The sequence below is a fragment of the Pelorhabdus sp. sgz311001 genome, from assembly GCF_055901755.1.
On the sequence record NZ_JBVXUT010000001.1, the window covers coordinates 797,083 to 816,175 of the forward strand.

At 40.6% G+C, this 19,093-nt stretch carries 24 protein-coding genes and 1 pseudogene; 23 read left to right on the forward strand and 2 right to left on the reverse strand.

What is annotated here, in order from left to right; genetic code table 11:
* Positions 1-37 precede the first annotated feature (37 nt).
* The 5 genes from AC0MXB_RS04115 to AC0MXB_RS04135 all read left to right on the forward strand — a co-directional run bounded on the left by AC0MXB_RS04115 (position 38) and on the right by AC0MXB_RS04135 (position 3,776).
* The gene (locus AC0MXB_RS04115; protein ID WP_474038341.1) at positions 38-967 is read left to right on the forward strand and encodes a metal ABC transporter solute-binding protein, Zn/Mn family; all 930 of its coding nucleotides are present in this window, start codon (positions 38-40) and stop codon (positions 965-967) included.
* Between the two features lie 36 nt (positions 968-1,003).
* Positions 1,004-1,729: a metal ABC transporter ATP-binding protein gene (locus AC0MXB_RS04120; protein ID WP_474038342.1), complete on the forward strand. Its 726-nt coding sequence runs from the start codon at positions 1,004-1,006 to the stop codon at positions 1,727-1,729.
* A 19-nt stretch (positions 1,730-1,748) separates the two neighbouring features.
* The gene (locus tag AC0MXB_RS04125; RefSeq protein ID WP_474038343.1) at positions 1,749-2,558 is read left to right on the forward strand and encodes a metal ABC transporter permease; all 810 of its coding nucleotides are present in this window, start codon (positions 1,749-1,751) and stop codon (positions 2,556-2,558) included.
* 86 nt (positions 2,559-2,644) lie between these two features.
* Positions 2,645-3,199, forward strand: coding sequence for a spore protease YyaC (gene yyaC / locus AC0MXB_RS04130; RefSeq protein WP_474038344.1), 555 nt, complete (start codon positions 2,645-2,647; stop codon positions 3,197-3,199).
* A 226-nt stretch (positions 3,200-3,425) separates the two neighbouring features.
* Entirely contained in the window at positions 3,426-3,776 is a 351-nt protein-coding gene (locus tag AC0MXB_RS04135; RefSeq protein ID WP_474038345.1) for a sigma-70 family RNA polymerase sigma factor, read from the forward strand.
* Between the two features lie 110 nt (positions 3,777-3,886).
* Here the strand turns inward: AC0MXB_RS04135 and AC0MXB_RS04140 are convergent, their stop codons facing one another.
* Positions 3,887-4,063 carry a hypothetical protein gene (locus AC0MXB_RS04140; protein WP_474038346.1) on the reverse strand — a complete coding sequence of 59 codons (177 nt, stop codon included), beginning with the start codon at positions 4,061-4,063 and terminating at the stop codon, positions 3,887-3,889.
* Between the two features lie 210 nt (positions 4,064-4,273).
* On the opposite strand from AC0MXB_RS04140, the gene AC0MXB_RS04145 reads away from it, so the two are divergent.
* From AC0MXB_RS04145 to AC0MXB_RS04180, 8 genes and pseudogenes are all read left to right on the forward strand, one after another.
* Positions 4,274-4,876 carry a tetratricopeptide repeat protein gene (locus AC0MXB_RS04145; protein WP_474038347.1) on the forward strand — a complete coding sequence of 201 codons (603 nt, stop codon included), beginning with the start codon at positions 4,274-4,276 and terminating at the stop codon, positions 4,874-4,876.
* Between the two features lie 42 nt (positions 4,877-4,918).
* Positions 4,919-5,116 carry a hypothetical protein gene (locus tag AC0MXB_RS04150; protein ID WP_474038348.1) on the forward strand — a complete coding sequence of 66 codons (198 nt, stop codon included), beginning with the start codon at positions 4,919-4,921 and terminating at the stop codon, positions 5,114-5,116.
* A 124-nt stretch (positions 5,117-5,240) separates the two neighbouring features.
* A complete protein-coding gene (locus AC0MXB_RS04155; protein ID WP_474038349.1) occupies positions 5,241-5,801 on the forward strand; it encodes a TetR/AcrR family transcriptional regulator in 561 nt (186 codons plus the stop codon).
* 51 nt (positions 5,802-5,852) lie between these two features.
* Complete coding sequence (locus AC0MXB_RS04160) at positions 5,853-6,341, forward strand: hypothetical protein (protein ID WP_474038350.1); 489 nt, start codon at positions 5,853-5,855, stop codon at positions 6,339-6,341.
* A gap of 304 nt (positions 6,342-6,645) precedes the next feature.
* Positions 6,646-8,520, forward strand: a complete 1,875-nt coding sequence (locus tag AC0MXB_RS04165) for a DUF2207 domain-containing protein (protein WP_474038351.1) — start codon at positions 6,646-6,648, stop codon at positions 8,518-8,520.
* Between the two features lie 31 nt (positions 8,521-8,551).
* Positions 8,552-8,706, forward strand: a pseudogene (locus AC0MXB_RS04170) (transposase); the annotation flags it as partial.
* A gap of 153 nt (positions 8,707-8,859) precedes the next feature.
* Positions 8,860-10,551, forward strand: coding sequence for a recombinase family protein (locus AC0MXB_RS04175; protein ID WP_474038352.1), 1,692 nt, complete (start codon positions 8,860-8,862; stop codon positions 10,549-10,551).
* Positions 10,535-10,903 (forward strand): sigma-70 family RNA polymerase sigma factor, encoded by a 369-nt coding sequence (locus AC0MXB_RS04180; protein ID WP_474038353.1) that lies wholly within the window; start codon positions 10,535-10,537, stop codon positions 10,901-10,903. Before AC0MXB_RS04175 ends, AC0MXB_RS04180 begins: the two co-directional genes overlap by 17 nt.
* Before the next feature lie 6 nt (positions 10,904-10,909).
* Here the strand turns inward: AC0MXB_RS04180 and AC0MXB_RS04185 are convergent, their stop codons facing one another.
* Positions 10,910-11,422: a shikimate kinase gene (locus AC0MXB_RS04185; RefSeq protein ID WP_474038354.1), complete on the reverse strand. Its 513-nt coding sequence runs from the start codon at positions 11,420-11,422 to the stop codon at positions 10,910-10,912.
* Positions 11,423-11,654: 232 nt separating this feature from the next.
* Between AC0MXB_RS04185 and AC0MXB_RS04190 the strand changes: the two genes are divergently transcribed.
* The 10 genes from AC0MXB_RS04190 to AC0MXB_RS04235 all read left to right on the forward strand — a co-directional run bounded on the left by AC0MXB_RS04190 (position 11,655) and on the right by AC0MXB_RS04235 (position 19,093).
* The gene (locus tag AC0MXB_RS04190) at positions 11,655-12,161 is read left to right on the forward strand and encodes a YqeG family HAD IIIA-type phosphatase (RefSeq protein ID WP_474038355.1); all 507 of its coding nucleotides are present in this window, start codon (positions 11,655-11,657) and stop codon (positions 12,159-12,161) included.
* A 36-nt stretch (positions 12,162-12,197) separates the two neighbouring features.
* Positions 12,198-12,992 (forward strand): carbon-nitrogen family hydrolase, encoded by a 795-nt coding sequence (locus AC0MXB_RS04195; protein ID WP_474038356.1) that lies wholly within the window; start codon positions 12,198-12,200, stop codon positions 12,990-12,992.
* Positions 12,989-13,843, forward strand: a complete 855-nt coding sequence (gene aroE, locus AC0MXB_RS04200) for a shikimate dehydrogenase (RefSeq protein ID WP_474038357.1) — start codon at positions 12,989-12,991, stop codon at positions 13,841-13,843. Before AC0MXB_RS04195 ends, aroE begins: the two co-directional genes overlap by 4 nt.
* A gap of 141 nt (positions 13,844-13,984) precedes the next feature.
* Positions 13,985-15,661, forward strand: coding sequence for a GspE/PulE family protein (locus AC0MXB_RS04205; RefSeq protein WP_474038358.1), 1,677 nt, complete (start codon positions 13,985-13,987; stop codon positions 15,659-15,661).
* A gap of 81 nt (positions 15,662-15,742) precedes the next feature.
* Positions 15,743-16,954 carry a type II secretion system F family protein gene (locus AC0MXB_RS04210; protein WP_474038359.1) on the forward strand — a complete coding sequence of 404 codons (1,212 nt, stop codon included), beginning with the start codon at positions 15,743-15,745 and terminating at the stop codon, positions 16,952-16,954.
* 62 nt (positions 16,955-17,016) lie between these two features.
* The gene (locus AC0MXB_RS04215; protein WP_474038360.1) at positions 17,017-17,442 is read left to right on the forward strand and encodes a prepilin-type N-terminal cleavage/methylation domain-containing protein; all 426 of its coding nucleotides are present in this window, start codon (positions 17,017-17,019) and stop codon (positions 17,440-17,442) included.
* Complete coding sequence (locus tag AC0MXB_RS04220) at positions 17,384-17,842, forward strand: type II secretion system protein (RefSeq protein WP_474038361.1); 459 nt, start codon at positions 17,384-17,386, stop codon at positions 17,840-17,842. The genes AC0MXB_RS04215 and AC0MXB_RS04220 overlap by 59 nt, the downstream gene beginning before the upstream one ends.
* Positions 17,839-18,357 carry a hypothetical protein gene (locus AC0MXB_RS04225; RefSeq protein ID WP_474038362.1) on the forward strand — a complete coding sequence of 173 codons (519 nt, stop codon included), beginning with the start codon at positions 17,839-17,841 and terminating at the stop codon, positions 18,355-18,357. Before AC0MXB_RS04220 ends, AC0MXB_RS04225 begins: the two co-directional genes overlap by 4 nt.
* Positions 18,354-18,770 (forward strand): hypothetical protein, encoded by a 417-nt coding sequence (locus AC0MXB_RS04230; RefSeq protein ID WP_474038363.1) that lies wholly within the window; start codon positions 18,354-18,356, stop codon positions 18,768-18,770. Before AC0MXB_RS04225 ends, AC0MXB_RS04230 begins: the two co-directional genes overlap by 4 nt.
* A 38-nt stretch (positions 18,771-18,808) precedes the next feature.
* Complete coding sequence (locus tag AC0MXB_RS04235; protein ID WP_474038364.1) at positions 18,809-19,093, forward strand: late competence development ComFB family protein; 285 nt, start codon at positions 18,809-18,811, stop codon at positions 19,091-19,093.

Here is a 19,093-nt window from a genome sequence, read left to right on the forward strand (position 1 = left end):
TAAGAACTTTCTTGTTTATATGAAAGAGGCGCGTAAAATGAAAAAGGTAATCTGTCTCATTATAGTCAGTAGCTTGATTTTTTTATTGAGCGGCTGTGCTGTAACCGGAAATTCTTTTGGTGACAAACGAATTAAGGTTGTTGCATCCGTTTATCCTGTGTATGAATTTGCTCAAGCGATTGGCGGCGACAAAATTAATCTTTCGCTTCTGGCGCCACCCGGTGCAGAACCGCATGATTGGGAGCCATCAGCCAAAGATCTTGTTAAAATTCGTGAAGCAGGTCTCTTTTTATACCAGGGGAACGGTTTTGAGCCTTGGGTTGATAAGATGTTGACACAAAATAAGACGACTTCTTCCGTTGCCGTAAGCCATGATATCGAAACTTTGTCAGGAATTGGCGAAGATGATGAAGAAGATCTTGATGCAGCAGGAAAACCTGTTCTTACAATAGATCCTCATATCTGGCTAGACCCAGTGCTTGCTGTGCAGGAAGCGAATAATATTTGTGAAGCTTTAGTATCGGTCGATCCGGCCAATGAAGCAATCTACCGTAAGAACTTAGAATCACTTACCTTGAAATTGACGGCACTTGATCAAGAATATGCGCAAGCTGTACAAAAGTTTGAGCGGAAGGATTTTGTTACAACCCATGCTGCTTTCGGCTATTTGGCAAAACGTTATGGATTGCACCAAGTACCGCTTATGGGTCTTGCGCCTGACGCGGAGCCTACACCGGAAAAATTGGCTCAAGTTTCAAAGTTTTGCCGTGAGCATAAAGTGAAAGCTGTTTTTTTTGAAACGCTTGTTTCGCCTAAATTAGCCAATATGTTAGGTAAAGAAACTGGTGCTGCGGTTCTTGTTTTAAATCCTATCGAAGGTCTTACTGATAAAGAAACAAAGGCGGGAAATAACTATTTTTCTGTAATGCAGGAGAATTTAAAAAATCTCAAAGCAGCCTTGCAATGAACAGCACTTGTCTTTTAAGATAGAGGAGTCTAGATTATGTGTGAAATCAAATTAGAAAAGGTGAGTTTTACTTATCAGGCCGAAAAGGTTCTTGAAGATGTAACTCTTACGATTTCATCAGGAGAATTTGTCGTGATGGTGGGGCCGAATGGTGGCGGAAAAAGCACTTTAATAAAATTGCTTGCTGGTCTGTTGACGCCCACACAAGGAACCATTTTGATTAATGGAAAACCCATTCGTGAAGCTCATAAACAAAAACTTATTGGTTATGTACCTCAGAACTATCGGCGTAACACTGCTGATTTTCCGGCTACAGTAGCAGAAGTAGTCGCCCTAGGGCTTTTGTCTGGCCCACTAGGCAGTAAGATACCAGATGCTGAAAAACGGCATATTGTGCTTCATACGCTAGACCTTGTTGGTCTGGCCGCTTTGGCAAATTGTCGGATTGGAGACTTAAGCGGTGGGCAGCAGCAAAGAGTTATGGTGGCTAGAGCATTAACAGGCAACCCTTCATTGCTATTTCTTGATGAACCGACTAGTGGTGTTGATATTCAGGCAAGTGAAGCGATTCATAACCTATTGAGAGAATTAAACGAAAGACTGAATATGACGGTAGTTCTTGTTTCCCATGATATTGAACAAGCTACAGCCTATGCAACCCATGTAGCATGTATTAACAAGAATTTATGTTTTTATGGTGAAAGAGAGTTATTTCGAACGAGTCATTTAACGAAAAATCATTTATGGTATTATTCCACATAAGAGAAGGAAGGAATTCGCGGTGGATTTCTTGCAATATGATTTTATGCAGCGGGCCTTTATCGCTGGAATTGTTACAGCGATCATCTGTCCGCTTATTGGTATTTTTGTCGTTGTGCGCCGTCAATCTTTGATTGGCGATGGCTTGGGACATATTGCCTTTGCCGGTGTAACTGGCGGTTATTTGCTAGGTCTTTATCCTCCTATAGCTGCAGCCTGTTTGACAGTTTTGGGCGCTGTTAGTATTGAATGGATGCGTCAAAGACAAAAAGAATATAGCGATATGGTTCTGGCGCTCTTTTTTTATGCGGGAATTGCTTGTGCTATTATTTTTAGCAGCATGACAAAAATGCCTAGTATCGGTCTGTTAAATTTTTTGTTTGGCAGTATTATTACTGTAACAGAGAAAGAGATCATGCTGATTGGGGGCGGGGCTCTATTCGTTTCACTTACAGCTTATCTGTTATTTGACAGACTTATGTTAATGGCTCTTGATGAAGAGGTTGCTCGTATTTCTGGCATTCCGATTGTTGCCATTAATCTTATCTTTGCTGTAATTACAGCTCTTGTTGTGGTCGTAGGTATGACGGTTGCTGGTATTTTGCTTGTTAGCGCTTTGATGATTGTGCCTGTTGCGACAGCTCACTTGTTGCAGAAAGGCTTTCGTAAAACTTTAGTTTACGCCATTTTATACTCTGTTTTAGCAGTGCTTATCGGTCTTACTGCGTCATATCATCTTGATATTGCTCCAGGTGGTACGATCGTAATCAGCGCTATTTTGGAATATATTGTGACTTATTTATTTTCTGTTCTTGCGCTAAAAAGACAATAAGTTTTGCTCTCTTTTCTTGTGATAGAAACACTTTGCTGTCGCATAAATATGATACAAAGTAATAGCGAGAAAGGGGCGGCAAGGCGATGGAAAAATTTAGCCAGTTTTGTTGTGTCAATGATCTGGAAAAAAAAGCGTGTACATATTTATGGAACATAGAAAGAACGCAGGACTTGGTCCTGCGTTCTTTAGTCTGTTTATGTATCGGTTCCGATCGTTATACTGGCGATGCATTAGGTCCCTTAGTGGGAACCTTCCTCCAAGAGAACTCTTGTTATCCCATTTATGGTTCCTTAGATCAACCGGTTCACGGTGGTAATTTGGCAAGCGTTGTGGAAGAAATTCATAAAAGGTATAATAATCCTTTTATTCTTGCCGTTGACGCTTGCCTGGGGAAACATAGTGAAATAGGTAAGATCGAGATTTGGTCAGGAAGCATTACGGCAGGATTAGCCGTAGGGAATCAATTGCCGCCAACTGGTGAGATTTCATTGGTGGGAATTGTAAATGCTGCCAGTGAAAGCAGCCATCTTGTTTTGCAAAGCACTTCTTTAGCGTTAGTGATGAAGCAGGCAAAAAAAATTGCTGCTATTATTCGGCTATTCCAAGATCAGTTAGTAGCAAAACAATTTTTAGTTTAGAATTTTTATTCTGGGAATAAACTATCCCAGTTTAAATAAAGAATCATTAATGCAATTGCAAAGAGAATACCTAAATCACCAATGAATTTTTCCATGTTATACACCTCAGTCAAATTATAAGAAAAAGTGTTTGGAAAAACAAGACCTTTTTCTAACAGGACAGACACAAAGCTTCTTGCTTCGCCATAAAATAAACAGATAAATAACGGCGGGGGGCGAGGCTGTCATGTGGGGGCTTACTATATTAGCGGCAGCATTTATTCAGGGAATTACTTTTTTGATTTCTTATGTAAGTCATAATACTTTTCCCATGCCTCTAAGTGAAAAGGAAGAAGAGGCCTATTTACTTCGTTTGAAGCAAGGCGATGAGCAGGCTAGAAATACTCTAATCGAACGTAATTTGCGTCTTGTCGCGCACATTGTCAAAAAGTTTGATAATACCGGCGAAGATATGGATGATCTCATTTCGATCGGCGCCATTGGGCTGATTAAGGCAATCAATACGTTTGATCCGTCCAAAAAGATTCGTCTAGCTACTTATGCGGCGCGGTGTATTGAAAATGCTATACTCACATAATGGCTAAAAGCGAGCTGAATAATACCAAGCAGGTTTATTTTCATGAAAAATGGCTATCAATTCTTAATTAACGAAGAAAAATAAGTAAGTGAAACAGTCTAACGATTGTTTCACTTACTTATTTTTAAAGCACTTTGGATGCTGATAAATAATTGCATCTTTTGTTCTTTGGGACAAGATAGTTTAGTTATGTACTTTACAATTGCTTCAGCATGAATGACTGCAACTTTTTTTTGCAAGTCGCGTAATCCCTCCAGGCTAGTAGGAGGGTGAACGATTATCTTCAAGTTCACTTCCTCCTTTCGGTGGTTGATACAGCTTATGCGGTGGATGTTTGTCTTTATTCTCCTAGAGGCTATGATATTCGCGATTTGGACAGTAAATAGTACCAATTGCCTAATTGACAAATTTCTATTAATTGAATATCATATATTATGTATTGAAAATCACTATTTATCGAATAAAAATACATAGTTGCTTTTTTGAGGAGGATGAAAATGAAATTTACGGGGATTGGTTTGCTTGCTATATGTATGGGGGTAATGGTTTTGATGACTAGCGCGGGGGAGGCGGCTACTATTAATGGTGTTAAGCTGCCTAATAGTGTAAATAGTCAAAAGATAAACCAAGAGAAAACTGCCCAGGAGTGGTTTAATCAAGGTCTTGATTATCATAAGCGTTATCTTTATGATAGAGCGATTCAAGCCTATACTAAAGCGCTGGAACTAGATGGTCAAATTGCCGATGTTTATTATAATCGAGGTCATGCTTATGCCGAAACGCGTAAATATGATGCTGCATTAGCTGACTTTAACAAGGCGATTGACTTAGCGCCGCAAGATGTTGAAGCTTATTATAACCGAGGCGTTGTTTATGATGCTAAAGAACTTTATGATCAGGCATTGGCTGATTACAATAAGGCTATTGAATTCGATCCGAAATTCTCTGATGCTTATTATAATAAAGCAATTGCCTTGGAAAATTTGGGCCGCAGCGAGGAAGCAAAAGCCGCCTACGAGGGTTTTATTCAATATGCGCCTGCAAACGACCCAGATCTGCTGTTTGCGAAAGAACGGCTGCAAATTTTAAGCCAGAACTAAATGGAATCATACAAAAATGTTTCATGATATAAGGGGGATTTTATGTTAGCTGCTATTATTGAAGTTGTTGCTGGAGTTAGTGCGGTTATTGGCTCGATTTACTTATTAATGTTTATGGTAAGTATGATCATATCGTCCATGCAGCCAAAATGGAAGCGCTATATGGGGAGAGCTTTATTTTTCTATGGCATTGTCGCTTTGATTACCGCATTGGCGATAGCGTTTCAGATCCCTGTGTAATTTTGATTGGCGAAAACTCAACTTGATAATAGGATGATTTGACAGGCCTTTGCTAATTGGATAGTATGTAGTAGGAAAAGATGGTTTGTATCTTTTTTAGATAACTTTAGCAGGGGATTATAATATGAATGACAAATCAAAAGATCGGCGTTATCGGCGTACGCAAAGGCTCCTTGAAAAAGCGCTGCTTGAATTGCTGAAAGTGAAAAGTATCTACGATATTTCCATACCGGAACTTGCGGAGGCTGCCGATATTAGCCGGGCAACTTTTTATCTGCACTATAAGACGCCTTATGAATTATTAGTTCAACTAGAAAAAAAGTTGCTAGATAACATCATTCTAGAGTATAAGAATCACGATATTTTAGATCAATATGATTTTTTGCTATCGCTTTACGAGTTCTTAGCTGATAATAGTGAGTTACTCACAATTTTAATGAATCCCAATACGGGTAGTAGTTTTTGGGAGCGGATTAGTGGGGCCGTTAAAGAGGAATACGGGCTTTTATGGGCACAGCAGCTAGAGTATTTGACAGAGCAGGAGCGCCATTATTGCGGCGCTTTTATAATCGACGGGTATATTTCTGTTTTAAAAACTTGGCTGCGCGGCGGTATGAAGGAAACTCCGGCACAAATGGTGGAATTATCTCGCCGATTTCAATATAGGATCATTCCACCGGAATAAATAATGCAATCATGTATAGAGAATAGATAATTTAGCACCATTGGAGGAAAAATGTTAAATAAAAAAATATTGATTATATTTGCCATTATCGGCTTATTAATTTCTGCCGGTTGTGGCACATCAGTCAAAAGTGATTTAGACGAATACTTAAAATTTCAACAGGGTATGAGTGTTGAAGTAGCGCCAATGATGGCTGATTTCAACAGTAAAGTCAACCAAATCATGTCCAATCGTCTAGTGATTGACAATAAAGAAGAAAAAGTCAAGACACTAAACGATATTGTGCAAAAATTCACGGTATTAGCAGAAAAACAAAAAGCTTATAAACCAAAAACTAAGGAAGTGCAAGAGGTTCATAATAAGGCCATAAAGCAAGTGGATATGACTTTGGAAGAATTGAATAAAATTATGCAGGCTGTGCAATCAGATACGTTCGATCAGACAACCATTAATGATATCAATAAAAAACGACAAGAATTGCAACAAGTTGCCAAAGAATATAAAGAGGATATAAAAAACCTGCAAGAGAAAAATAAATAAAATACAAATGTTTAGAGCAAAAGAATATGTTTTTATAGCTACGATATGCTCTAAAAGTGACAGCTATGTTTTTTACCGAGAATGATTTCAATTTGATTGTTAAGAAGTAAGTATTGTAAAAAGCGACATCTAAAACTCAGATGTCGCTTTTTTACAATACTCAAAATGGAAAAAAAGCTAAAATATTGATAGGAGTACCAAAACCTTTTGACGTATCCTATCGTTTGCTTTTGCTAGCAAGGGGAATTTGGTAAGACGGCAGAATAAAATATATAACAAACTTGTGAGGGAGAAGCGACAAGAAGTGATTAGCTTACAATGCAAAAAAATTACTTGGCTGATAGCTAGGGTGTTGCTGGCTATGTTTTGCTTTCTGCCTTTAACACAAGCGGCACCGGAAATAAACACTCCTTCGATGGGAAAAATGATCTTATCTTTTCACGGTTACAAAATCACAGCGTACGATGTAAATGTGAAAGTACATGAAAATAATGCTTTAGACGTTACTGAACGGATTACGGCTCAGTTTGATGAGCCAAAGCACGGCATTTACAGGACTATTCCGCTTACTCATAAAATGCAGCGGCTTATACAACAAGAAAATATAACATATGTTCAAAAAAATAAGATAAGCAATATTTCCGTAACTGATGGTAGTACTGGTCAAGAGATTCCTGTCGATAAGGAAACAAAATCAGGTTTGGTGCTTAAAATCGGTGAGACCGGTAAGACCATCATAGGAGATAAAACCTATGTTATTCAGTATCGCTATGAGTTTGGTGATGATGGGACCAAAGCGTTTGATGAACTATATTATCATTTAATCGGCGATCAATGGGATACCCAGATCGGCAATATTACTTTTACCATTGAAATGCCTAAGGCTTTCGATCCTAACGCAATCCGGTTTATGCTAGGCAGTGCCGAAGCGGGTATACTGGTACCTTTTGAGGTAAAAGGAAATACCATTACAGGTAGAGTGGAAGATGTACTGGGCAATGGACGAGGGCTGACGGTCAGGATAGATTTGCCCGAGGGATATTTTAATAGTGTGGAAGCAAAAGGGGAATGGATTTGGCTGGGAGTTCCGGCGGGGCTGACAATATGCTGCCTGCTTTTATATTTCTTGTTCGGACGCAACCCGAAACTGCAGACAAATGCTAACTACGTTGCTGGGCTAACGTTAAATCCGGCTGAGGTTGGCTATCTTCTAGGTGGTGAGTCTAAGAATAAAGGCAGGATGGCACTTATTATCCACTGGGCTAATCAAGGCTATCTCGCATTGGAAGCTGACACGCAGGATAGTCTTAGAATGATCAAGATCAAAGATGCCGATGATCAACTGAAATCCTATGAACAAATCATGTTTAATGCTTTGTTTGCAAACGGGAACAGCGTTACTCCGAATGCGGTAAAAGACCAGTTTATCGGTGTGATGAATAAGGTGGCCAGTGGTGTTGAAGATTTTTTTGATGATCCTTCTAGGGAAATTTATACGACGGTAAGTGCTAAGTCACGAATAGTTTGTTACTTGTCTGTGATTGTATGTTTGGCATTGTTTTCTGTGAGAATGGTTAATGATTTTTACTCATTGACCGATTATTTTCTGATTCCTGTTGTGATGCTTGCTTTTTCTCTTCTCATTTTTCCTTTTGTAATCGGTATTGATTATTTTATCCGCAAAAACGGCATAGGTTCGCCAAGAGGGATAATCGCCAATAGTATTTGTTTTTTATTGGCGCTAGGTTTGTTGTTAGGGCTAGCTCAGTTCGCTGATACACTTGATAGCGTAACTTATGTTGTTATTTTAGCGATAGGAGTATGCGGTTTTGCCGCGGCATTTACCAGGCAGCGCACTTCGGCAGGAAATCGGCTGCTAGGACAGGTTATTGCTTTAAAGCGGCAGATAGAAATGATGGCCCAAGAAAAGGGGAATGAATCTAGCCGATTTTATCCTTTACTGCCCTACGCGTTCGCTTTTGGTTTGGAGAAAAAATGGGCTCACGCTTTTGAAAATTTGGAATTTGAACCTCCTCAATGGTTTCGTGGCCGATTGATCAATCTATTTTCCACTTTGTATTTTACAAATTTGGTGAGTGAGAACATGAACACGTTTGAAAGTAGCATGACTTATTACGATTCTTCCAGCGGCGACGGTGGCGGAGGCGGCAGCTGGTAACAGGGAGGGTGAAGGTATGAAGATCACAATGCATGATGCCCATAAAGGGCTAGTTAAAGCAGCCAGAAAAGCTTTTATCGGTTGCTCTTGTCATCGGTGCAAAGTTCGTTTTATGCACAATATATTGGCGCATATTTTTGGAAAAGTAAAAAATCATTTGACGAAAAGCTTAAGCAAATATGGCTATAACCTATCCCCTGAAAAGCCTTTGGTTGAATGATTTGTAAAGGTAAGCCGCTAATCTTAATTTTGAGATTAGCGGCTTATCTTTGTTTTTTTCGCATCAAGGCCGCTATGTTCTAATAAATAACAATATAGAACATAAAGGGCTGGTGCAATATGGTGAAGCAAATCAACGAAAATACAGCGCAGATTGCCATTTATTCCCGTAAATCTAAATTCACAGGTAAGGGCGAAAGTATAGAAAATCAAATCGAGCTTTGCAAACAGTATATCCGAGCCCATTACCCTAACTGCGCGGCCGAAAGTATCTTGATATATGAAGATGAAGGTTTTTCGGGAGGCAATACGGAGCGTCCTGAATTTAAGAGGATGATGGCTGAGGCAAGAGCGAAGAAGTTTTCAGCGATTGTCTGCTATCGACTTGACCGCATAAGCCGTAATATCGGTGACTTCGCTAAGCTGATTGAGGAATTGGACGGCTTGAATGTTTCCTTTATTTCTATTAAGGAGCAATTTGATACTTCCTCACCCATGGGCAGAGCCATGATGTATATTTCTTCTGTTTTTTCCCAGCTAGAGCGCGAAACGATAGCCGAGCGCATCCGTGATAACATGCACGAGTTATCCAAAACTGGTCGCTGGCTTGGCGGCACATCCCCTACAGGGTATGTTTCTGAACAAGTGGAGAAGATAACAATAGATGGTAAAACAAAAAAAGCCTGTAAGTTAACCCTGATTCCTGAAGAAGCAGAAATTATTAAAGAGATTTACAAAGTGTTTTTGGAAACAAATTCATTGACGAAAACAGAAACTTACTTTATTCAAAACGGCTATAAAACGAAAAATAACAAACTTTTTACCCGTTTTGCTCTCCGCAATATTCTCACCAATCCTGTATATATGATTGCTGACGAGGAGGCTTATCATTATTTAATTGAAAACGAGGTGGATTTGTTTGCCGAAAAAGAAGGTTTTGATAGAAAACATGGCATTATGGCTTATAATCGTACCATTCAGAAATCAGGTAAGGCTAATCAAACACGCCCAATGAACGAATGGATTGTGGCGGTGGGGAAGCATACCGGTCTGATTAAAGGTGCGGAATGGATTCAGGTACAGGAATATTTAGAACAGAATCGGTCTAAGTCTTTTCGTAAACCGAGAAGCAATGTTGCACTTCTTTCCGGTCTTTTATTTTGTACTTGTGGGGACTATATGCGTCCTAAATTGAGTAAACGGAAGGATGCGCAGGGCGAATTTATTTACTCTTATCTTTGTGCTATGAAAGAAAAAAGCCGTTCTCATGTCTGCCAGATGAAGAACGCCAATGGAAATATGCTTGATCGAGTTGTGTGTGAAGAAATAAAACGACTTGGTGCAGATAGTTCAGAATTTATCCGTCAGCTTGAACTTGCTAAAAAACAATTGGAAGGGAGTCGCGCGGAATATGACGATAATTTAGATCGTCTGCGCGTTGTACTTGCGGACAATGAAAAAGAGATTGCTGCGCTAGTATCGTCACTTTCTAAAGCAGCGGGTACACCAGCCGAAGGATATATTATGAAACAAATTGATGAGCTACACAACAAGGGTGAGGTGATGAAAAGCCGCATTGCTGAAATGGAGAGTCTCACAGCCAATCATGCTCTTTCTAATATTGAGTTTGATCTTATCCGTCAGATGCTAGGAACTTTCAAGGATACGATGGACGATATGAGCGTTGAACAAAAACGCGCCGCCCTACGCACCTTTGTGAAAAAGGTGGTTTGGGACGGCGAGAATGTTCATGTCTATTTATTTGGTTCTGATGAGAATACTTTGGAGCCGCTAGATGAGAATAGCAAATGAAATTCTAATGCATTTGCGTAGTACAAAACGGACTCGCTCGGAAGTCAGTCTCTATGATCCGATCGGAATTGATCGCGAAGGCAATGAAATTACTTTGATTGATGTGCTGGGAACTTCTTCTGATGTTGTAGCTGATGCTGTGGAAACGCGCTGTGAACAGGAACGTTTAGGTAAGGAAATTTCCCGTCTCAGCGGCAGGGAAAAATGGGTGCTGGAAATGCGCTTTGGTGTTCCCGGCGGGGCTAAGAAAACGCAACGAGATATTGCAAAAATTCTAGGGATTTCTCGCAGCTATGTGTCAAGAATTGAAAAGAAAGCCATTGAAGCGATCCGCAGTCAACTGAAAGAATGAAATAATTTATAAATGGTTTTCTTTTAAGATTTTTTCGATTGCCAATATAGCTTCATTTAGAGAATGAGAATTGTCAATACGATAGTCGCAGTACTTTTCATATAAGTGTTTGCGTTGTTCGTATAAAGTATAAATATGTTTTGGATCTTTTGCTAGAAGTGGCCGACGGCCCATTTCGGCTGAAGCTAAGATCATTTCAAGCGGGCGGTCAATATAAAAAATAATACCTGCTTTTTGTAAAAGAATCATATTTTCTTGTTTCGTTACAACGCCGCCGCCAGTGGCAATAATCTGTAGATCTTGCCGGCAAAGCGATGAGATCGCCTGGCTTTCAATTTGACGGAAGACCGCTTCTCCTGCTTGAAAGATCTCTGGAATGGTTCTTTTTTCTCTTTGTTCGATATAATGATCTGTATCCCAAAAAACTTTATTCAGCTTTTCTGCCAAGGTGCAGCCGAGAGCTGTTTTACCTGAACCAGGCATACCAATAAGGATGATGTTCTTTTTTTGATTATTCATAGTTTCACCACGCTGTTGTTTTTATTGCTATCATAGTTGTGGTTATTATAGAAAAAGGACTAGGTACTGTCAAGAGAAAAAACTTATTTGTGATTCAATGCTTGCAAAGCTTTACTGTAAAATTATTGCGGTTAAGCAGGAATCAAGGCGGGTAAAATAGTATCTAACTGTTTAGAAAATCTAGTTTGTAACGTTGTTTTTTCAAACTGAATTTTTTGTAAGGAGATAAAATATGCTACGTTTTTTATGTCCGGCTATAGCGACTTATCGCTGTTTAGATATTGAAGCTGACTATTTTACAAAGCATGAGTTGAAAGGTTTGATTCTTGATGTTGATAATACCTTGGTTCCTTGGGGAGAGAAAGAGGTTTCTGCTGCCTATAAACAGTGGCTACAACAGTTGCAACAGTCAGGAATCAAGATTTGTCTTTTATCTAATAACCGCAATTTCCGTGTAGAAATGATTGCTGCAACTGAGGGGATCTTATTTGTTTCTAAGGCTTTAAAACCTTCTTTAAGGGGGTTTAAGGCTGCCCTGGCATTACTTAAGTTGTTGCCACGGGAAACGGCAGTTATGGGGGATCAGCTTTACACCGATATTTTAGGTGGAAATTTAAGCGGTTGTCATACCATTTGGGTAAAGCCGCTTTCGAATCGCGAATTTTTGGGAACAAAAATTACACGCTTTTTAGAAAAAATTACGGTGGCATGGCTTCGCCACAAAAATATGCTGCATTGAGCAAGAAAAGTTATAGAGCGTAAATTGGGAGTGGAAATGATGAAAATTGCTATGATTCAAATGAATATAGAAAGCGGCGCCATTGAACATAATCGGCAACATGGGCTGCAATTAACGGAAAAAGCGGCGGCAGCGGGTGCTGAAGTAATTGTTTTGCCAGAATTGTGGACAAGCGGTTATTCGTTGCGTCAGGTAGAAAGTTTTGCTGAGAAAGAGGATGGGCCGACTTTGCGGGGGTTAAAGCGTATTGCGCAACAATATAATATAACGATAGTCGGTGGGTCAATTGCCTATCGGCGCGATGGCGCGGTATATAACCACATCCCTGTTTTTAATGGTAAAGGGGCTTTGACTGACTATCAAAAAGTACATCTATTTTCTTTGTTTAAGGAAAGCCGTTTTTTTCAAAGTGGTGATAAACTTTGCCTGTTTTCCATTGGAGACTGGAAAGTCGGTGTGGCTATTTGTTATGATTTGCGCTTTCCCGAAATGTTTCGCACCTTGAAATTGAAGGGAGCTTCGGTTATTTTTGTTCCTGCGGAATGGCCTTCTATACGAGGTGCTAATTGGCAGGTTTTGGCGCAGGCGCGGGCCGTAGAAAATCAACTTTTTATTTGTGCTGTGAATTGTGTAGGTCAGCATAAAGGACAACCCTTTTATGGTCATTCGCTGCTTGTCGGACCTGACGGAACTATTTTAGCGGAAGGCGATGATACAGAGCAGATTCTCTATGGTGAAGTTGATCAGACCGCGATTTTGCAGGCTGAAGCAAGTATGACTGTTTTGCAAGATCGGCGCCCTGAGTTATATGAGGGGGTGGAAAAACGATGAGAATATTAGGAACCACACAAAAAGTCGGCTTGATTGGTTGGCCTGTAGGCCATTCGTATTCGCCACTGATTCATAATGCGGCTTTTGAATTTTGTGGACTCGATTATGTCTATGTGCCGTTACCTGTGCAGCCGGGCAATCTTTCTGAAGCTGTTGCTGGTCTAAAGTCGCTGGGGTTTGTTGGTGCGAATGTAACTGTTCCCCATAAAGTAGAAATTATGGCTTATCTCGATGAAATTGATGAACAGGCAAAGCAGATTGGCGCAGTTAATACAATCGTAGTAAAAGAAGGAGTACTCACAGGCTATAATACAGACGCTCCGGGCTTTTTAGCTGCTTTAAAAGGAAAAGGATGTTCTCTAGCTGGGAAAAATGCACTGTTGTTAGGGGCCGGCGGAGCAGCTCGAGCTGTAGCTGCCGCCTTAGCCCCAGAAGTGGCATGTTTAACAATTGCTGCACGACGGCGTGCGCAGGCTGATGAATTAGCCAATCTTTTTTTGAACAGATCTGTAAATACGGTGACTTGGCCTAGTAACGAATGGGAACAGAGTCTAAGTAAAGCTGACCTAATTATCCATTCTACGCCAATGGGGATGTCGCCGCAGGTTGAGGCAGAGCCTGTTTTTGCTTGGAATCGATGCAAAACCGACACTTTTTTCTGCGATTTGATTTATAATCCTTTAGAAACTTTGTTTTTGCAAAAAGCACGTGGACAGGGTTATCCTGTTTTAGGCGGTTTAGCCATGTTGGTAGAACAGGCTGCGTTGGCCTTTGAAATTTGGACAGGACAAGAAGCGCCGCGGTCAAAAATGATGGACGTTGCGGCCCAGGCAGTCAAAGCTTCATTATAAATTTGTCACTATTTTTTGAAAACAGCAGGGATTTGCCGAAGAAACGCGAAGGCTTCTAAAGAGTCGTAATTAAAGCGTCTGTTCATAGCAATTTACCAAGTAGTTTCACTTCAACTGTGCTTTGCCGGAGGAGGTGAAAGAATGGTTAAACAGCGGCAGAGATTAGGCGAATTACTGATTGCAGCAAGATTCATTACAGTAGATAATCTGGAAGACGCATTAATCAAGCAACAGAGCACGGGAGAAAAATTAGGGCAAATTCTAGTGAAAGAAGGGTTTTTAACAGAGGAACAGCTTATGCCGATTTTAGCGAAGCAGTTATCTGTTCCGTATATTCCTTTAGCGCAGCGAGATCTTGATGCAGCTATCGTCAGATTCATTCCTTGGTCTTTAGTTCAGCGTTATAAAATTTTAGCGGTTGCTAAAACGGGGAATCGATTAACGGTTGTTATGACTGATCCAAGTAATCTTTTAGCATTAGAAGATGTGCATCTTGCTACCGGTTTTGAGATAAGTCCGGCTATTGCCAGTGAAAAAGAAATATTGCAGGCGATTCATCAGGTTTTTGGCGTAAAAGATCTGGTGAATCAGGCAGTAAAAGATCTTAAGGCGGAAGAGGCGCAACCTATACCGAAGGTGCAAGCTGCTAGCGATGCGCCGATAGTTGCGATTGTGGCTTCTCTGTTAAAACAGGCTGTTCGGGAAGAAGCAAGCGATATTCATATTGAAACTCTCGCTGACAAGGTCAGAGTAAGGTATCGCATTGATGGGATTTTGAAAGAAGTACTGTCATTTCCTTTAAGCATGCAAGCACCGTTAATAGCGAGATTGAAAATTATGAGTAATATGGATATTGCCGAGAAACGTCGCCCGCAAGATGGTAGAATCCAAATGAACGAGGCCGGACGATCGATTGATTTACGGCTTGCTACTTTGCCGACGATTAAAGGTGAGAAGATCGTAATTCGTATTTTGGATCAAGCGGCAGTTCCGTTGACTTTAGAGAAACTTGGGTTATCACAACAAAACTTACAAAAATATGAACGACTGTATCGTCAGTCCCATGGGTTACTTTTAATGACTGGCCCGACAGGAAGTGGAAAAACCACGACCCTCTATGCGACCTTGCAAATTCTCAATCAGCCAGAAGAAAATCTTGTTACAATTGAAAATCCCGTGGAATATCATTTGCCGGGAGTGAATCAGGTTCAAGTAAATGAGAAAGTCGGGATTACTTTTGCTACCGGGCTTAGAGCTATTTTACGGCAGGATCCTAATATTATTATGGTCGGCGAAATTCGTGATAAGGAGACAGCCAACATTGCAGTAAGAGCTGCTCTTACGGGACATCTCGTATTTAGTACACTTCATGCCAGCAGCGCTGTCGGGGCCGTTACACGATTGCTTGATATGGGGATTGACCCCTTTTTAGTGACAGCTTCGCTAATTGGTATTGTTGCACAGCGTTTAGTGCGCCGATTGTGTCCTGTCTGTAAGGAACCTTTTTCTTTATTACCACATTCACCGGAAGTGGAATTTTTAAAAAATTTGGGAGAGGTAGACAGAAACTTTTTTAAGAGTCGGGGCTGTCCGCACTGCGGTCACAGTAGCTATCGAGGACGACTGGCAATTCAAGAAATCCTGCCTTTTTCCCGCACCATCAGAGAGGCTATCAGCCGCGGCGTTTCGGTTGATGAATTGTCTGAAATTGCGGGGCAAGAAGGATTTATTTCTATAAAAAAAGATGGAGTTTGTAAGGCAAAGCAAGGAATCACTACGATAGCTGAGGTTATGCGGGCGGTTCGGAGCGAACTTTGAGTAAATGATTTGGCTAGAAAAAAATTGATATTGCTAAAGCTATTTTTGCATTGCCTATGATGGGGAAGAAGGCTTCACAAAATGGCACAAACTTTTATTTATAAAGGCCGTAATTGGCAGGGAAAAGTGGTGTCGGGAAGAGTTGTAGCAGAAAGTCGGGAAGCCGCTGCAAAGTTTGTTCGTCAGCAAGGGTATTTTGTGACTACACTTCGTCGGAGCAAATCGCGTATTCTTTTGTGTTTGCAACGCCAATCGGTAAGTCGTAAAGAACTTGCTTTTTTCTGTCGGCAATTTTTTACGATGTTAGAAGCTGGGGTATCGCTTTTAGCCGCTCTTCAGATTTTGTGGGAGCAGGGCGTCAGTGAAAAATTCACCGAAGTGTTGGAAGTTATTTATAAAGAGGTGCAGGAGGGGCAACCCTTATGGCAGGCTTTTGAGCGACAGACTGGTGTTTTTCCCCGTTCTTTTGTTGCCACAATTAAAGCGGGTGAGCTAGGTGGTATTTTGGAGAGTGTCCTTTGTAGTTTGGCGCAGCAGCTAGAAAAAGAATGTGAATTGCAAGAGACGCTACAAGGAGCATTCCTGTACCCGTTAATCGTTTTAGCTATGACCGGTTTATCGGTTAGTTTTATTTTAGTTGTTGTTATGCCAAATTTTGTTGCTGTTTTTTCGGATATGCATGTGGCTTTACCGCTTTTAACAAGAGTTTTACTCGCTTTTTCTGCTTTTTTACGAGAGTGGGGATTGGAGACCGTGGCAGTGACTGGGGGAAGCGGAATGATTGCCTACTGTTTTTTTAGAAACAGCAGTCCCAATTTCATTTTATATCAAATAGCAGTCAAAATGCCTTTTGTTCGTTCCCTATGGCGCAAAGCTGCTATTGCCCAGTCTACTCGTCTGTTGGCAACCTTACTTGCTAGTGGTATTTCACTAATGGATGCACTCATTTTGGTTGAAGATAGTACGAATCATCCGGAAATCCGTTTATTGTTGCAAAAGGCTAAGCAGCAGGTAAAAGCAGGCGGATCTTTAACCGATTTATTACGTCGGCAGGTCTTCTTCTCGCCGCTTTTGATCCAGTTTGTAACAATTGGTGAAGAAACAGGGGAACTCGATGCGATGCTGCTCAAAATTGCACAAATATGCGAAGGAGAAGTGACCGTTACAGTTCGTAAGTTTTCTGTTTTATTAGAGCCATGTTTAATTATTGTTGTTGGCCTTATTGTCGCTTTGTTTGCTCTAGCAATTATGATACCACTTTTTGATGTGATTTCTGGTATGAATCAACTATAATGAGTCGCATTCTCTATAGGCATCTTCTTCTTTTGTATTTTCGGCGAAAGCGGTGTTTTACAATGAGACGAGGCTTTACCTTAGTGGAAATGCTTGTTGTTCTCTTTTTGCTTTCTTTAATTTCTCTGTTGGCTGTGCCGCGCTGGGTGAATTTGTCTGATTTGACTTTGTCTTTTGCGATGGACCAACTGGTAGCTGATTTGTACCTTACGCGCGAGTTGTCTTTTTGTCATGGAACTGCTTATTTATCTTATGCAAATGGACCTAATGGAGCATATTACTATATCTCTGATCAGGGAAAGATTGTGAAACGAGCTCAGTTAGCGAAAGAGCTATATTTTCCGGCAGACGGAAATTTGATTTTCTGGGGGGCTGGTTTTCCAGTTACCGGTTATAGCATTGATCTTGCAGCAAAAGGAGCGAAGTATCGTGGTGTCATTGTCATTGCTTTATCGACAGGGCGAATTCGCAGCAATCTTTCTTACTAAAAATAAAAAAAGTGATACAAGTAGTGGCGGTTTTTTCTTATTAGATATTTTAGTGGCTAGCGCCATTATTCTTTTTCTTGCTGCGACTCTTGGTGCAGCCTTGCAAATGATGGTTTTGGCAAGTCGCAGTTCTAAAGATGCTTTCATGGCGGCGCAGTTGTGTCAGGAAAAACTAGCCCAGTTGCAGGCTGTCGGTACGGCTTCTGTTTTAGATGGCAGTCAGGAAGAACTTTTATGTAATCAGGTCAGGTTTAGACGGGAAGTTTATATTAAACCACATCCTCGCTATCAAGAGCTTGCAGTGGTGACTGTATATGTTCATTGGCAAGAAGGCAGAAACGAGGAACAGGTGTATTATTGCACTTATGTACCAAGTCAAAAAGTTATGGCGATACAATGAAAATAAAAAAGGTAACAAAGGTTTTTAATGTAAAAGGGTTTACGCTTGTGGAATTGACTTTATATCTTGCGCTGTTGCCAGTTCTTCTTAGTATCGGGCTTCCTTTTATGCAAATCGCTATTAAAGAACATCAAATGATTCACTCGAATATATATCTTACGGAGCAGTCCAGAATGGCGGTCGAGATGCTAAGACAAGATTTGTTGACTGCTGATGCTGATTCGGTTCATTTTGGCGGCGATGATCTTTATTTTACCGCCCAAGGCAAAAATATTACTTACGTACAAAGCTCACAGCAGGGCTTTTATCGCGATTTAAATGATGGGGCGGGAGCGCAGCCAATTCTTTCTTCACATCATATTTCCCTAAAAAAAATTTTTTGTTTCTATCCTGAACAAACACATCAACTTATTAACTTGAATTTGGAGTTTTATGATGAGCAAACAGGACAGTCTGTTACAGCTAAAACCGCGGTATATCTTTGGAATTCTGGGGGGCAGGGGGTATTGCGGTGAAGGTTTTTTGGCGAGAGGAAGGTTATGCGACTATCTTTACAATTGCATTGGCTCTCTTTCTGGGAGTATTCATTGCAGCTATGGCTAAAGAAGTTCAAATTGTTCTGGCTACAGACGATGTGGCGCGACGAGCCCAACAGGCTGAATATGCCGCTCAGGCAGGATTTTATGCGGCTTTTGCCGAAGTTTCGACGCAGCCGAATACTTTTCGCCAGAGCTGGGTTGAATCTTTAAATGAATCTTCCATGGGCGAGGCCTTTGTTACGATTGAAAAAGAAGACAAAACATATTACATTCATTCTATCGGCTCGTTTAGAGGAGCAAACAAAGCTTTGCAGGCAACCTTGCAATTTGACACGAAGGGTGTTTTGCTTATGCATATCGAGCATGATTTGCATAAAGACAGAACGTAGATCTCAGACAAAATAACGAGCGAGAAAGGGCGGATACCATGATATTGAAAAATTATATGGAAGATCTTGTATGGCAGAAGCTTACGGCGATTTTGTCAGAAAGGCCTCATATTTGCTCCTGTGAACGATGTCGTCATGACATGGCGGCTATCGCGTTAAACCTATTGCCTTCAAAATATATTGTTAAACCTTTGGGTGAAACCTATACAAGGACCCATCTGCTTGAAACACAATTTAATGCGGATATTGTTACAGCCATCAGTCGGGCGGTTACTATTGTAAAAAATAATCCCAACCACTCGGATGATGAGAAAAAAGTATAA

Coding starts and splice junctions, on each gene's coding strand:
- AC0MXB_RS04115 (WP_474038341.1), top strand. CDS start 38: ATGAAAAAGGTAATCTGTCTCATTATAGTCAGTAGCTTGATTTTTTTA.
- AC0MXB_RS04120 (WP_474038342.1), top strand. CDS start 1,004: ATGTGTGAAATCAAATTAGAAAAGGTGAGTTTTACTTATCAGGCCGAA.
- yyaC (WP_474038344.1), top strand. CDS start 2,645: ATGGAAAAATTTAGCCAGTTTTGTTGTGTCAATGATCTGGAAAAAAAA.
- AC0MXB_RS04135 (WP_474038345.1), top strand. CDS start 3,426: ATGTGGGGGCTTACTATATTAGCGGCAGCATTTATTCAGGGAATTACT.
- AC0MXB_RS04145 (WP_474038347.1), top strand. CDS start 4,274: ATGAAATTTACGGGGATTGGTTTGCTTGCTATATGTATGGGGGTAATG.
- AC0MXB_RS04150 (WP_474038348.1), top strand. CDS start 4,919: ATGTTAGCTGCTATTATTGAAGTTGTTGCTGGAGTTAGTGCGGTTATT.
- AC0MXB_RS04155 (WP_474038349.1), top strand. CDS start 5,241: ATGAATGACAAATCAAAAGATCGGCGTTATCGGCGTACGCAAAGGCTC.
- AC0MXB_RS04160 (WP_474038350.1), top strand. CDS start 5,853: ATGTTAAATAAAAAAATATTGATTATATTTGCCATTATCGGCTTATTA.
- AC0MXB_RS04175 (WP_474038352.1), top strand. CDS start 8,860: ATGGTGAAGCAAATCAACGAAAATACAGCGCAGATTGCCATTTATTCC.
- AC0MXB_RS04180 (WP_474038353.1), top strand. CDS start 10,535: ATGAGAATAGCAAATGAAATTCTAATGCATTTGCGTAGTACAAAACGG.
- AC0MXB_RS04185 (WP_474038354.1), bottom strand. CDS start 11,422: ATGAATAATCAAAAAAAGAACATCATCCTTATTGGTATGCCTGGTTCA.
- AC0MXB_RS04190 (WP_474038355.1), top strand. CDS start 11,655: ATGCTACGTTTTTTATGTCCGGCTATAGCGACTTATCGCTGTTTAGAT.
- AC0MXB_RS04195 (WP_474038356.1), top strand. CDS start 12,198: ATGATGAAAATTGCTATGATTCAAATGAATATAGAAAGCGGCGCCATT.
- aroE (WP_474038357.1), top strand. CDS start 12,989: ATGAGAATATTAGGAACCACACAAAAAGTCGGCTTGATTGGTTGGCCT.
- AC0MXB_RS04205 (WP_474038358.1), top strand. CDS start 13,985: ATGGTTAAACAGCGGCAGAGATTAGGCGAATTACTGATTGCAGCAAGA.
- AC0MXB_RS04210 (WP_474038359.1), top strand. CDS start 15,743: ATGGCACAAACTTTTATTTATAAAGGCCGTAATTGGCAGGGAAAAGTG.
- AC0MXB_RS04215 (WP_474038360.1), top strand. CDS start 17,017: ATGAGACGAGGCTTTACCTTAGTGGAAATGCTTGTTGTTCTCTTTTTG.
- AC0MXB_RS04225 (WP_474038362.1), top strand. CDS start 17,839: ATGAAAATAAAAAAGGTAACAAAGGTTTTTAATGTAAAAGGGTTTACG.
- AC0MXB_RS04235 (WP_474038364.1), top strand. CDS start 18,809: ATGATATTGAAAAATTATATGGAAGATCTTGTATGGCAGAAGCTTACG.